This is a genomic window from Pirellulales bacterium (assembly GCA_035939775.1).
Taxonomy (GTDB): Bacteria; Planctomycetota; Planctomycetia; order Pirellulales; family DATAWG01; genus DASZFO01.
Map to the genome: position 1 here is coordinate 1 of DASZFO010000111.1, position 13,814 is coordinate 13,814.

The 13,814-nt window shown below is 60.5% G+C and carries 12 protein-coding genes and 1 tRNA gene; 5 read left to right on the forward strand and 8 right to left on the reverse strand.

The annotated features are described in order from the left end of the window. Positions 1–2 precede the first annotated feature (2 nt). The 3 genes from folP (at position 3) to fliM (ending at position 3,389) form a co-directional block, all read left to right on the forward strand. Entirely contained in the window at positions 3–743 is a 741-nt protein-coding gene (gene folP, locus VGY55_07045) for a dihydropteroate synthase (protein ID HEV2969729.1), read from the forward strand. Between the two features lie 185 nt (positions 744–928). Then, positions 929–2,236: a glutamate-5-semialdehyde dehydrogenase gene (locus VGY55_07050; GenBank protein HEV2969730.1), complete on the forward strand. Its 1,308-nt coding sequence runs from the start codon at positions 929–931 to the stop codon at positions 2,234–2,236. 103 nt (positions 2,237–2,339) lie between these two features. After that, positions 2,340–3,389 carry a flagellar motor switch protein FliM gene (fliM, locus tag VGY55_07055; GenBank protein ID HEV2969731.1) on the forward strand — a complete coding sequence of 350 codons (1,050 nt, stop codon included), beginning with the start codon at positions 2,340–2,342 and terminating at the stop codon, positions 3,387–3,389. A gap of 15 nt (positions 3,390–3,404) precedes the next feature. On the opposite strand, the gene VGY55_07060 is transcribed toward fliM, so the two are convergent. The 4 genes from VGY55_07060 to VGY55_07075 all read right to left on the reverse strand — a co-directional run bounded on the left by VGY55_07060 (position 3,405) and on the right by VGY55_07075 (position 8,962). Next, positions 3,405–4,673, reverse strand: a complete 1,269-nt coding sequence (locus VGY55_07060) for an aminotransferase class III-fold pyridoxal phosphate-dependent enzyme (GenBank protein HEV2969732.1) — start codon at positions 4,671–4,673, stop codon at positions 3,405–3,407. Positions 4,674–4,802: 129 nt separating this feature from the next. Next, positions 4,803–6,323, reverse strand: a complete 1,521-nt coding sequence (locus tag VGY55_07065) for an aldehyde dehydrogenase family protein (GenBank protein HEV2969733.1) — start codon at positions 6,321–6,323, stop codon at positions 4,803–4,805. Between the two features lie 219 nt (positions 6,324–6,542). Then, positions 6,543–8,750: a carbon starvation protein A gene (locus tag VGY55_07070; GenBank protein ID HEV2969734.1), complete on the reverse strand. Its 2,208-nt coding sequence runs from the start codon at positions 8,748–8,750 to the stop codon at positions 6,543–6,545. 65 nt (positions 8,751–8,815) lie between these two features. Then, positions 8,816–8,962 carry a hypothetical protein gene (locus VGY55_07075; protein HEV2969735.1) on the reverse strand — a complete coding sequence of 49 codons (147 nt, stop codon included), beginning with the start codon at positions 8,960–8,962 and terminating at the stop codon, positions 8,816–8,818. Between the two features lie 150 nt (positions 8,963–9,112). Between VGY55_07075 and VGY55_07080 the strand changes: the two genes are divergently transcribed. Continuing rightward, positions 9,113–10,156: a thioredoxin-disulfide reductase gene (locus tag VGY55_07080; GenBank protein ID HEV2969736.1), complete on the forward strand. Its 1,044-nt coding sequence runs from the start codon at positions 9,113–9,115 to the stop codon at positions 10,154–10,156. Between the two features lie 207 nt (positions 10,157–10,363). Here VGY55_07080 and VGY55_07085 read toward each other — a convergent pair whose 3' ends face one another. The 4 genes from VGY55_07085 to VGY55_07100 form a co-directional block, all read right to left on the reverse strand. Then, entirely contained in the window at positions 10,364–10,540 is a 177-nt protein-coding gene (locus tag VGY55_07085; protein HEV2969737.1) for a hypothetical protein, read from the reverse strand. Positions 10,541–10,600: 60 nt separating this feature from the next. After that, positions 10,601–10,671 (reverse strand) — tRNA-Gln (locus VGY55_07090). A gap of 268 nt (positions 10,672–10,939) precedes the next feature. Continuing rightward, positions 10,940–11,617, reverse strand: a complete 678-nt coding sequence (locus VGY55_07095; protein ID HEV2969738.1) for a redox-sensing transcriptional repressor Rex — start codon at positions 11,615–11,617, stop codon at positions 10,940–10,942. A 291-nt stretch (positions 11,618–11,908) separates the two neighbouring features. Then, positions 11,909–12,364 (reverse strand): type II secretion system protein, encoded by a 456-nt coding sequence (locus VGY55_07100; protein HEV2969739.1) that lies wholly within the window; start codon positions 12,362–12,364, stop codon positions 11,909–11,911. Positions 12,365–13,037: 673 nt separating this feature from the next. Here VGY55_07100 and VGY55_07105 point away from each other — a divergent pair. Beyond that, a partial coding sequence (locus tag VGY55_07105) for a hypothetical protein (GenBank protein ID HEV2969740.1) occupies positions 13,038–13,814 on the forward strand: 777 nt, incomplete at its 3' end.

A 13,814-nucleotide genomic window follows, 5' to 3' on the forward strand; every position in this document is an offset into this window, starting at 1 on the left:
ATCTGGACCCGGTCGCCGCCATCAGGCATGGCGTGACGCTAGCCGTCGCGGGGGCCGATATCCTGGACGTCGGCGGGGAAAGCACTCGCCCCAATGCGGAGCCGGTCGCCGCGTACGAGGAAATCCGTCGCGTGCTCCCCGTCGTTCAGGCTCTTTCGATCATGTCGGACCATCCCGTGTCGATCGACACCTCGAAGGCGATCGTTGCCGATGCAGCCATCGCCGGTGGCGCAGAAATCATCAATGATGTCACGGGACTGACCGGCGACCCGGCGATGTTGGAGGTCGTTCGACGCTCTGGTGCCGGCGTCGTCGCCATGCACATGCAAGGGACGCCGCAGACGATGCAGGACGATCCGCAGTACGCCGACGTGACCGCCGAGGTGCTCGACTATCTCCGTTCACGGCGCGACGCTCTTGTGGCGGCCGGAATTGAGCGGGACCGGGTCTGCATCGATCCGGGAATCGGGTTCGGCAAGACCCACCAGCACAACCTGACTCTGTTGGCCAATTGCTGGCGATTTCACCAACTGGGCTGCCCGCTGCTGGTCGGGCATTCCCGGAAGGGATTCATCGGCAAAGTGCTCGGCGACAAATCGGCGGATACGACTGCCGGCACGATCGGCGTGGCCTGCGCGTTGGCGGCGCAAGGTGTTCAAATACTCCGTGTTCACGATGTCGCGGAGGTCCGCCAAGCCCTCGCGCTGTTTGAAGAATGTCAGCCGGCGGAGTCAACCTTGTAGGGAATTCTCTCCGCGCCGTTCCGTGACCCCCGAGGATGACGAAACCGCTGCCGCCGAATCGCCGACATTGACTCAAGCCCTTAATTGAGGGATACTTCCGACAGGAAGGGCGTTGAATTGCGCGCCGGCGAGGTTGCTCATAAGCCTCATGCTGGCAAGCACTTAAGCAATCGTCGGACCAACCAATGGCCATCGCGGAAACGCAAGATTTGAAGCAGTACTGCCGCGATGTTGCCCGTCGCGCGCGGGCCGCTTCCGAGGCCCTCGTGCAGGCCGGCGGGCAGAAAAAGATCGATTGGCTTCGCCGCTCGGCCGAACTGCTCCGCGAGCGGTCGGCGGATGTCCAAGCGGCGAACAACCAGGATCTGGTCGCGGCGCCAAGCTACGGACTTACCGATGCGGAAACCGATCGCCTCCGCCTCACACCCGCACGCATCGAATCGATTGCTGCCGCTTTGGAAGAAGTTGCCGTCCTGCCCGATCCAGTCGGCGAGTTGATCGAATCCAATGTCCGGCCGAATGGACTGGAAGTATCCAAGGTCCGAGTGCCATTGGGGGTCGTGTTTTTCATCTATGAGTCGCGGCCCAATGTGACGGCCGATGCGGCAGCGATCTGCGTCAAGAGCGGGAATGCCGTGATCCTTCGCGGCGGCAAGGAAGCGGCCCATTCGAGCCGGGTGATCGTCGATCTATTGTGCGAGGCCCTCGACGAGGCGGCACTGCCGGTGGACGCCGTGCAACTCGTGGGCACGGCGGATCGCGAGGCCGTGGGCCACTTTCTGCGGCTGCCCGAATTCATCGATTTGGCGATTCCGCGCGGCGGCGAGGGGTTGATCCGCCGCGTTGCCGCTGAGGCGCGGATGCCGGTCATCAAACACTTCACGGGTAATTGCCATATATACGTCGATCGGGCGGCCGATCTCGAAATGGCCGAGCGAATCACGATCAACGCCAAGTGCCAGCGGATGGGAGTTTGCAACGCGGCCGAATCGCTGCTCGTGCATGCCGACATCGCGCAAGAGTTCTTGCTGCTAATCGGAGACGCGCTTGCCGGCAAAGGAATCGAAATCCGCGGCGACGACCGCACGGTCCATTTGGTTCCAGCGGCTCGTCCGGCGACTGACGAAGATTACGCGACCGAATACTTGGGTCCGATCATTTCCGCCAAGGTCGTCGGATCGATCGACGAAGCGATCCGGCATATCAATCAATATGGATCGCATCACACGGACGCGATCGTGACCAACGATCTCGCGGCCGCCCGCGAGTTCACGGCCCGCGTGGATAGCGCGGCGGTGATGGTCAATGCCAGCACACGGTTCAACGACGGCGGCGAATTTGGTCTCGGCGCAGAGATTGGCATAAGCACCGACAAATTCCACGCCCGCGGCCCCTGTGGCATCAAGGAACTGACCACGTACAAGTGGGTTGTGTATGGAAACGGACAAGTGAGGGGCGAGGGGCGAGGGACGAGGGACGACGGGAGCAAGTAGCGCACGTTTTGCGTGCCGACCGCGAATCATTTCGGTATTCGGGCTTCGTCATTCATTGGTCGTTCGTTATTCGTCATTCGTCATTTCCCCGCGGAGGCCACGGATGGTCGGAGACGTGCTAAGTCAGGCTGAAGTCGAAAGCCTGCTCAATGCGATGGAAGGTGTCCCAAAGGCGCCGGAGGGCGGTCCCCCCGATCTCGCTCCGTTCCCCAAGCTGCGCGAAAAAGTCACTCCCTACGACTTCAAACGGCCGGAACGCGTCGGCAAGGAGCAAATGCGGGCATTGCAAACGCTGCATGAGGGGTTTAGCCGAAATTTCGGGGCGGCACTTTCCGGTCTACTGCGAAGCATCGTCGAAGTGAAGCTCACTAGCGTCGATCAACTCACTTACAGCGAATTCATCTTCAGCCTTGAAAATCCGACCTGCTTTAATCTGCTTCGGGCTGAGCCACTCGAAGGCAACCTGATTCTCGACATCAACCCCTCGATCCTCTATCCGATCATCGACCGCTTGCTCGGCGGCGGCCGCGATCCGGCGCCAATCGCCCGCCGCCCATTGACCGAGATCGAGCTGCGGCTGGTCTCGCGGATCACGAGCCTGTTTCTGGAGGAATTGCGGCACGCTTGGGAAAACGTGGTCGATCTGAAACTTTCTGTCGAACGGGTCGAGAGCAATCCACAGTTGGTGCAGATCGTGCCGCCGAACGAAGTCGTGGTGCTGGTGAGCTTCGAACTCACGCTCGGCGAAATCCGGGGGATGTTGAATTTCTGCATCCCATTCAATTCGATCGAGCGAATCGGCAACAAGCTCTCTTCGAATAGTTGGATCAGCTATGGCCGCCGCAACGCAACTCCTGAAACGCGCCAGCAGATCGGCCGCAACATCAAAGGCGCGATCGTCGAACTCGTCGCCGAACTCGCCGAAACGCGGATCAGCACGGCGGACCTGATCAGTCTGCGCGTGGGCGACATTATTACGACCGAGAAAGACGTGCATGATCCGTTGGTGATTCAAGTCGAAGGAGTCACCAAATTTCGCGCCCACCCCGGCGCCCTCAAGGGCCATAAGGCGATTCAAATCGAGCAAACCCTTGGTCTGCAACCGACGGCAACGCCGCCGAAAGCTGCAAATCCGGTTCCGGCGAAGAAATAGTCGCAATGGCTCTCGCTACGCCGCGGCCGCAACTTCGCGCAGAATTGCTAGCCCGGCGGCGATTTCCTCGGGCGTGATGCAGAGCGGCGGGCAGAGACGGACGCCGGCGCGGCCGCAGGGCAAGAGCAGCATGCCGCGATGGAAGGCGACTTGAACGAATTGGTCGCGACGGCGCGGATCGGGCACGTTGCCGCGGAGCACGTCGAACGCCTGCATCAGGCCGAGGCCGCGAGGGGCGCTCAGCCAGCGAATCTCCGTGCTCAGTCGATCCAAGCCGATCCGCAATTGGTCGCCGCGAGCGGCCGCGTTGGCTCGATACTCCCGTTCGATCAGATTCAACGTCGCCAATGCCGCCCGGCAGCAAACGGGATTTCCGCCAAATGTCGACGCATGGCTCCCTGGTGGCCAATCCATCAAATCAGCCCGCGCGATCATTGCTCCGAGCGGCAGTCCGCTCGCGATTCCCTTGGCGACGCAGAGAATGTCGGGCATCGCCATCGGTCCGAAATGCTGGCAGGCGAACATCCGGCCGGTCCGTCCCAGACCCGATTGAATTTCATCCATGACCAGCAAGATGTGATGATGGTCGCAGACTTCGCGTAGCATCGGCAGAAAACCGGCCGATGGCACGCGATAACCTCCTTCTCCCTGGATTGGCTCGACGAAAATGGCCGCCACTTCATCCGGTGGAACCGTGGTGGCGAATAATTCCTCAATCTCGCGCCGGGTGCAGTCGAATGGCAGATGATGGACGCCCGGCACAAGTGGGCCGAAACCGCGCCGGTGGATCGCCTTCGATGCGCTGAGCGACATGCCGCCGTAGGTGCGGCCGTGGAACGCGCCGGCGAACGAGATCACCCGCGGGCGCCCCGTCCGATGGCGAGCCAGCTTGAGCGCCGCCTCGATGCTCTCCGTTCCGCTGTTCGTGAAGAATACGCGCTTCGGGGTGGCGCCGGGCGCGAGCCGAGCCAACCGCTCGGCCAACTCAATCTCCGGAGGATAGTAAAAATCGGTCCCCGACATGTGGATCAACTGCTGCGCCTGATCCACAATCGCCGCGACTACCTCGGGATGGCAATGGCCGGTCGAGGTGACGGCGATCCCGGCCGTGAAATCCAGGAACCGGTTGCCATCGACGTCTTCGATCGTCGAGCCGTATCCGCGGGCGACCACCAGCGGATAGATTCGCGTATAAGACGGCGACATGAACCGCTCGTCGCGGACCAGCCAGGCGGCGGCCTTCGGGCCGGGAAGGCGCGTCGCAAGATGCGGCGTTGAAGGCATGACCGAATGCGCTGGCACGGCATTCGAGTCAGGAGGCGGAATCATGGGTGAGGTTGACAATGCAAGATCCTTTAATGTAGCAGGCGCACTTCGCCTGCCGCCGCTGTTACGGCACGCGGAACGAGCCTACTACGTATCCATTTTCGCGCTCATTCCTTGGGCCATCGTAATGCCGCGCTCGTGGTTTACGGTGAACGATGTTTTATGAGTCACGGCATCGACCAAGGCCGCCGCGGAGGGCTGGCCGTTGCCGCTCCGTTTCACGCCGCCGAATGGCAAATGCACCTCGGCGCCGATGCAGGGCAGATTGACATAGCCCATCCCATAATCGCATTCGTCGCGATAGTACCGCCAGCGGCGATATTCCTCGGTGATCACGGCCATCGAAAGCCCGTACGGAGTGTCGTTGTAAATCCGCACGGCCTCGGCATCGTCGCGATATGGAATCAGAGCGACATGCGGACCGAACACTTCCTCGTGAATCGTGCGCAGCTCCGGCGCATATCGCTGCTTGTAAACCAGCGGCGACATGAAATAACCGCCGGCCCGGTCGGTTCCGGTCATGCGGCCCCCTTCGACGAGGATCTCGGCACCCTCGTCGATTGCCAATTGGTTATAGTGCGTCACCTTATCGACCGCGGCCTGATTAATAAGCGGCCCGGCAAACGAACCCCGATCGAACGGGTCGCCAAATCTGAGCCGCCTCGTGCGTTCGCAGAATTCGTTTGCGAACCGATCAAATACTCGTTCGTGGACCAAGACTCGTCCCGCGGATACACAGCGCTGGCCGGTCGTTTTGAAGGCGCTCAGCACTGCGGCATTGCAGGCCAGTTCGAGATTCGCATCCTCGCAAACGATCACAGCGCTCTTCGATCCCATTTCCAGGGCGCACGTCTTGTGGTCGCTCTCGGCGGCCAGCTTGCGAATCTGTGAGCCGACCTGATAGCTGCCGGTAAAGCAAACCACGTCGACGTCGGGATGCCCGGCGAGCGCCGCCCCAACTTCCTCGCCGAGACCATGCACGAGATTGATCATTCCCGCGGGAAAACCGGCTTCGTCGAACAACCGCACGAGCCGTTCGCCGATCGCCGGGGTTTCCTCCGACGGTTTGAAGACGACTGTATTTCCTTCGATCAAGCTGGGGCCGATCATCCAGAGCGGCACGGCGAATGGAAAGTTCCAGGGAGTAATCACGGCAACAACTCCGCGCGGCTTTCTGCGGACATATAGGTCCTTCGCACTGACTTCAGATTCCAGCACGGAACCCGTCGGCTGCCGCGCGGTACCGAAGACATATTCGACCATGTGCAGCCCTTCGACCACCTCGGCCCGAGCTTCGTCGAGCACCTTGCCGCTTTCTTGGGCCAGCGCGGCGGCGAGCGCGTCGATCTCGCCGCGAATTAGATCGGTCAGCTTGAGAAACAACTCGCCACGGCGGATGCGGCTCATCCGCCGCCAAGCCGGAAATGCCTCTCGGGCGGCCGCGACGGCCCCGTCCACGTCGGCGTTAGTGCCGCGTGGAAACAGCCCTAGCACCTCATCGAACCGGGCTGGATTGCGGTTTTCCAGCATTCCGCCGGCGGCTCCAGTCTCCCATCGCCCGCCAATGAATTGCCTCATCGTGGGTGGCAGCACCTTCGTCGTGGCCATAAAACGACATCCGCCTTTCGGAATCCGAGAGCTGAGAACCGAATCGACCGATCGCCAATCGACCACTTAAACTTACGCCGAAATCGGTCGAGCCGACAAGGCGGAAATCGCGGTGACATAAGCCATTACGGCCCAATCGGTTCGACTGCATGATCGGCGAAATATCTCGATACATCCAACCGGACGCGGGAATCACCGTCCGGCTCGCCGACCGAAGTTTCAGATCTGAGGCTTAGGATCTGACGTAGTTGGCTTCAAATCGCGCGGGCGGAGCCAACGCATGATGGCTTCGCCGAGAATCAGCATCACTGCGCCGATCATGAACAGCGTGAAGAAAAGGTTCAGACCGCCTCGAAGCGCTTGCGAAAGGTTCTGATGGTCCGATCCGAGACCGGCGATGATGTCGTGGAGGAAGCGGGCGCTCGACATCTGTATGCCGGCCGTCGTGGTCGTGGCGATGACGAACAACATCGGCAGGATAGTTAGCGGCGCATATCGCCGGCGGCCGTTATTGATCAACCAGGTAGTCACTACGGCCAGCGCAATGACCGCGAGCATCTGATTGGCGATGCCGAACATCGGCCAAATCGTGTCGATCGAACCGCTCGCGATCAGGAGACCCCAACTGGCGGTGACGACAGCGGTCGAAAGGATCGCGCCCGGGAGCCAATCGGTGCGGTCGAACGGTTTATACATTTTGCCGAGGGCCTCTTGCAGCAAGAATCGGGCGATTCGCGTGCCGGCGTCGATCGTCGTCAGAATGAACAGCGCTTCGAACATGATCGCAAAGTGATACCAATACTTGATGACGGATGCGGCATTGAAGCGGCCCCCGGTCACGCGATCGGTCGCATCGTTCAAGATCTTCGACATGCCGACGGCCAGCGTCACAGCGCCGCCGGTCCGGCCGCGGAGCGATTCGCCGCCGACCTGCTGCTCGATTTCGGCAAGCGTGTCGGTGTCGGCGTGCATCTTTTTCAGGTTGTCGGCTTGCTTGGCGACCTGATCGAGGCCGACGTTGAGCGCATAGTAATTGCCCTGCGGCAGGGTTGCGGCGGCGATGAGCGCGACAACCCCGACCAGACCTTCGATCAGCATCGCCCCATATCCGATCATGCGGATATGACTTTCGCGCGAGATCATCTTTGGCGTCGTTCCGGAAGAGACCAGCGAATGAAAACCCGAAATCGCCCCGCACATGATGCAAATGAAGCAGAAGGGGAAAATCGGCCCGTCGAATGTCGGTCCGCCTCCGCCAGCATAAACCGCATTGATCGGCGGGGCTTCGAGCTTTGGATTGGCGATGATCACGGCCCCGACCAACAGCGCTACCGTGCCGATCTTCAGAAAGCTTGATAAATAATCCCGCGGCGCAAGCAACAGCCAAACCGGCAGCACTGAGGCAATAAACCCGTAGAGACAGATCGCCCAGATTGTCCCGCTGCGTGAGAATTGGAAATATGGCTCCAGCGGCGAGCCGGGGACCAGGCTGCCAACGACTGTGACGGCCAGAGTCGCGGCCGCGCCGATCAGCGACGCCTCGAAGATCCGCCCCTTCCGGACGCGATACATATACAGTCCGACGAACAACGCAATCGGAATCGTGCAGGCGATCGTAAATGTGCCCCACGAACTGCCGCGGACTTGCTGCTTGACGCCGTCGGGAAGCACCAATTTGGTCCCGGCGTCGACAATTGGCACCCATGTTTCGGCGGCGCCTTGGGTTGTATTTACTGAAGTCGGACCGCTTGGTGGCGTCTCAAACGGAAGTGCCGAATTGAAAAAATCGCCGATAATCGTGAAGGATTCGCTGCGAACGACTTCGCTTCCGTTGGGATAGACGATACGGGTATTGGGTGGAACGACGATCGTGTCTCGTCCGTGCTGCGTTGAAAACGAGACCTGTCCTTGCTCGCGAAATTCGAGCAATGTCGCTTTGGCCAGCGCAACTTCTTCGCCACCAAGCGCCTTCACGACCACGATCCCAAGCCCGGCTAGCGCGATCACTACAACAAACAAAATCGTGATCGACGCCGTGACGCCGGCGACCGGCCCAATCTCGGCCCGCGCGATCTCGGCCAGCGAGCGCCCGCCGTGGCGAACACTGGCGGCCAGCACGAGCATGTCTTGCACCGCACCGGCCAGGCAAACGCCGACGACAATCCAGATCAGTCCCGGCAAGTAGCCGAACTGCATCGCCAGCACGGGCCCAATCAGCGGCCCAGCCCCGGAAATCGCCGCGAAATGATGCCCGAACAGGACCCATTTATGAGTCGGATGGTAGTTCTGCCCATCGTTCAGCAAAATGGCCGGCGTCGTCCGCGAATCGTCGAGCACCGCCACCTTGGCCGCCAAAAACGCGCTGTAGTAGCGATACGCGATCGCCAGACAGGCCAGCACCAGCAAGATCACGGGCATCGCGGACATGACGGGAAATCGGAGGTCAGAGGTCGGACGTCGGAGAATCGCTCGCGAGTGCCAAGCGACGCTCGTTAGCCGATCGGTAGCCGGTCCCCTTGGGGACCGAAGGCCGCACGCAGTCGAGCGGCCGTTTCGTAATTACCATAATCCACCGCCAACACGCGGATCAAGCTGAACCGATGGACGCTTGCCGGCCAATCCCTATAATAGCCCGTCATCGTTTTGTCCTTCGAGTGCCTAACAAATCCGGCGGGGACTGTCCCCCTTTTTGCGAAGTCCGCGAAGAAAAACGGGGACTGTCTCCGTCTCCCAGCCGGATTTGTTAGGCGCTCTTCGTCCTTTGTACTTCGTACTTGGTCGTCGCCCTCATGAATAAGCTCGTCATCATCGGCAGTGGCCCCGCCGCCTGGACGGCCGCGATTTATGCGGCACGCGCCGAACTAAAGCCGCTTGTCTTCGAGGGAGCGTTTACGAGCGAGAATCATCGGAATGGCACCCTTCCCCTCGGCCAGCTCGCCTTGACGACCGAGGTGGAAAACTTTCCCGGTTTTCCCGCCGGCAATTTGGCGAGCTTTCTCGACAGCGCAATTGCCAAAGAGCGACGCCGCTTCATGCGACAGCATTCCCAACATGGCGTCAGCGGGCCGGAACTCATGGAACTCATGCGGCAGCAAGCGATCAATTTCGGCACTCAAGTCATCACCGACGATATCACGTCGGTGGATTTCAGCCGGCGTCCATTTCACTTGAATGCACTGAACGGCGAAACAGCCGAAGCCGAGGCCGTCATCATCGCGACGGGCGCGAGAGCGAACTATCTCGGCATCCCGTCGGAGGAGAAATATAAGAACCACGGCGTAACCGCCTGCGCAGTGTGCGATGGGGCGCTGCCGCGCTACCGCAACCAGCCGCTGATCGTCGTCGGCGGCGGCGATTCGGCCGTCGAGGAAGCCACTTATCTCACGAAGTACGCCAGCAAAGTACACCTCGTCCATCGCCGCGACGAACTCCGGGCCTCGAAAATCATGGCCGAGCGGGCGATGAAGAACCCGAAGATCGAGCCAGTCTGGAACCACACCATCGATGAAGTACTCGGCGACGAGAAGCAAGGCGTCAAGGGGGTGCGGCTGGTGAACACGGTCGACGGCAGCACGCACGAGCGCGATGCGACTGGCATGTTCTTGGCGATCGGCCACACGCCCAACACGGCCTTCCTCAACTGTCAGCTCGAATTGACCACGAAGAAGTACGTCAAGTGGACCGTCCCATTCCGCACGAACACGAGCGTGGAAGGGGTCTTCGCCGCGGGCGACGTGGCCGACGACTACTACCGCCAAGCCGTCACCGCCGCCGGCACCGGCTGCATGGCCGCCCTAGACGCCGAACGCTGGCTGGCGCACGAGGGCCATTGACCGCCGGAATCCGAGAACCGCCGGGGACTGGCTCATTTTGCGATGCCCTGTGAGCAAAATGTGCCTGTCCCCCTCTCCGCAGGCGGTCCCCGGATAGGCTCTTGGCCTTTTGCGACTTCACCTCCATGCTCGAGAGCCAACAACTCGGCGGTCAAGAACCGACAGGTTGTTCGACGCCCGCTAGGTGCAAGGCCGAGCAAAACATGGCTAGCTCGGGTAAATCGGCATGCCCGTTCGATCGATCGGGCGGCCGACATAGAGACCCCCTCTCACAAGCCAAGCGAACTCGGGGTGCCGAACCTCGTAGCTGTCCCCGCTGGAAAGAATCACGCGAAAGGGAGAGAACGGGCGGCGCGCGAGCAGTCCCTTAATCGTTTCGATCATCACATAAGTGTACATCCGTCTCGGCCAGCGGCCAAGTGTACGAGCGTTCGAGGTTTTGAACTACCCGGCTAGGACTCGAACCTAGAATGAGGGAGCCAAAATCCCTAGTGTTACCATTACACTACCGGGTAGGGGTCGCCGAGGACGACCTTGGGTCAACGGGCGAGTTTAGCAGGTTTTTTGGCAGCCGGGTAGGCGATGCCGGTGGCGAATGGTGAGTCACGGGGTCGGGAGATAGAGCCGTTCGTCGTGATTTTGTTGGTCGGCTGCTCGCGCAGGTTCTTACCCCTCACCCCGGCCCCTCTCCCGCAAGGGGCGAGGGGAAAAATCGGCAGCCAAGGCTGCCGGCTAACGAGGCGCTGATGGCAAGCCACCGATTTTCTAGTTACTCGCTGACAATTACGCCTGCAAGCCGCGGCGGTTGACTACGGCGAAGCTGAGTTGTTCCAGCTCGATCGCCAGATCGACGCCCACGTGGCTGACGCCCTCCGGCAGAGTGATCGTCACTGGGGCGAAATTGACGATCCCTTCGACACCGGCGGACACGAGGCGGTCGGCCACGGTTTGGGCGGCGGCGGCCGGCACGACGATCATCGCCAGCTTGATCTTGTGCTGCTTGACGATCGCCGGCAGGTCGTCGAGGTGATGGATCGGCACGCCGTTGATCGTCGAGCCGATTTTTGACGAATCGATGTCGAAGGCCGCCACGATCCGGAAGTTCTGATTGCCGAATCCGCGATAGCCGAGCAGGGCCTGGCCGAGGTTGCCGGTGCCGACCATGACGACCGGCCAGCCGTGATCCGTTCCCAGGATGCGGCGGATGGCGGCGATCAGCTCGTCGCAGCGGTAGCCGATGCCCGGATAGCCGAAATGGCCGAAATAGGCGAGGTCTTTGCGAACTTGGGCGTCGCTGAATCCGAGCAAGCTGCCTAATTGGTTCGAGCTGGTCGTCTCGTGGCCGTCGCGAACGAGGTGCTGCAATTCGCGCAGGTAAAGGCTCAACCGATTGACGACCGCCTTGGGAACGGCGCCGTCGGGGAGCGCGTCGGTCGATTTGCCTTTGTCATCGCTCGTCATGTGGCTTGACCCGGATCGCTGGTCCTCGGCTGCCCGCCGCCGGAGGATCGGCGTTACTCTAAAGTGGCAAACGGCGAGTGGCAAGTGCCGGGTGGCGTTTCCAACCGTACTTGACAGCCTCTTGGCCCATTGGTGCGACAAAAAAGCCCGCGGGTGGCGCCCGAGGACGTAGGCAGGATGCAGTTGGCGGTAGGCAAGGTGCACCGACATGCAAAAAGCCCAGGGGCCGCAGCTCCTGGGCTTTGAGTGTTCATGGCCGGTAAAAAGCACGATTGTCGCCGCGAAGTGCGGTTAGTCGTTCAAATGGTTGGCCGTATTGGCGCTGAGCTGTCCGGTCGCCGCGTAATACAGCCAGCCGCCGTCGCTGGTGGCCGCCGTCGGCGGATAAACGGCGGTTGCGGTAACGGTGTTATGGCCGTCGATCGGATTCTGCGGCATTTGGTTTTGGATGTACGGGCCGTAGGGGAAGCTCGGGCCGGCGGTGCCGGTGGTGCCGTTGACGTCGGTCGCCGACATGAGTTGCGGCAGAGTGCCGCCGGTCAAGGTCGGAACAGCGCCAAGATGGTGGAGCTTGTAAAGCTCGATCTGCGACCGCAATGTTTGCAGATTGAAAAGCATCGTGCTCGTCTTGGCATCTTCGGTCGACGACGAGAATTGCGGGATGATCGTCGCGGCCAACACGGCCATGATCACCACGACGATGAGGATCTCGATCAAGGTGAAGCCGGCAGAACGCTTGGCACTCATGGTAACCAGTTCCTTTCAACAACGATGGATTGAGTTGTCATCGCCCTGGGGGGCGTTCCGCTTGGGGGCCATGTCCGCACAACGTGATACGTAGCCGGTTCCGCGCTCAAACGGCATCGGAGTCGATCCGACGGGAGCGGGTATCGGCGGCCGCGAGGGGATCGCATCCAAGGCTCGGCCGGCCTTGATGAATAGGTAGGTTGCGAAGCGTGGCACGTCAAACGAGTTCGCTCCGAGATGGCAGTTTTCTTTGCGGTTTGAGGGCCGCCGCGGAGCCCCAAATCAGCCGAGTTATCCGCGCCAGCCGACACCTGCGTCAAATCCGACCCATGCCGTGCAGGTCGACCTTTCCGTTCGACGCGAACGAACCCAATTGACCGCATTGCGCGGAGAAAGCGCGCAATTCTCCGCGCCTCCGGAAACAATCAACTCGCGCCAGGCCATCCATTTCAAGCAATCTGCATAGCTTGTCGATAACGACTGATATTCGGGCAGTTTACCGCCATGTCTGTGCCGCTCACGTCGAAGAGGTAGTTTTCACAGAAAGTGGAAACTAGGACGGCGGGCTAATGTACGCGGAGTACATAGACCGATGAGGATGTATGACGAACCAGTTTTCGTCGGACCAGACCCCCCATCTCCACTTGAGCCGCCTACGAAGGGAGGCAGGACAATGAAAAATTTGTTGGTTGTGCCGTTGCTGACTGCGCTGCTGGCTGTCAGCTTGGCCAAGGAAGCCGATGCAGGTTACTGCGGAGCATGTTGCTATAGCCGCTGCGCCCCATGTTGCGCAGTGAACTATTGCTGCGCTCGGCAGCAATGCTGCACCGTGATGAAGACCTGCAAGGAAGTGGTGTACGAGCAGCAGAACTACACCTGCTACAAGACGTGCTACGAGACAGTCTGTGAGCCCAAAACCATCGACTGCGTGAAGTACGTTGCCGAGACCGCATATCGCGAATGCGAATATACGGTCTGCAAGCCGGTCTGGGAGACTAAGACCAGGGTTTGCAACTACACGGTCTGCAAGCCGGTCTGGGAAACCAAGACCAAGGAGATTTGCTACACGGTGTGCAAGCCGGTCTGGGAAACCAAGACCAAGGAAATCTGCTACACGGTGTGCAAGCCGGTTTACGAGACCCGCGAATGCCACTACACGGTGTGCAAGCCGGTCTATGAGACGAAGACGCGAGAGATCTGCTACACGGTCTGCAAGCCGGTCTATGAGACCAAGACTCAGGAAATCCACTACACGGTGTGCAAGCCGGTCTACGAGACCAAGACTCGCGAGATTTGCTACACGGTCTGCAAGCCGGTGTACGAGACCCGCGAGTGCCACTACACGGTGTGCAAGCCGGTGTACGAAACGAAGACTCGCGAGATTTGCTACACGGTTTGCAAGCCGGTTTACGAGACCCGCGAGTGCCACTACACGGTGTGCAAGCCGGTC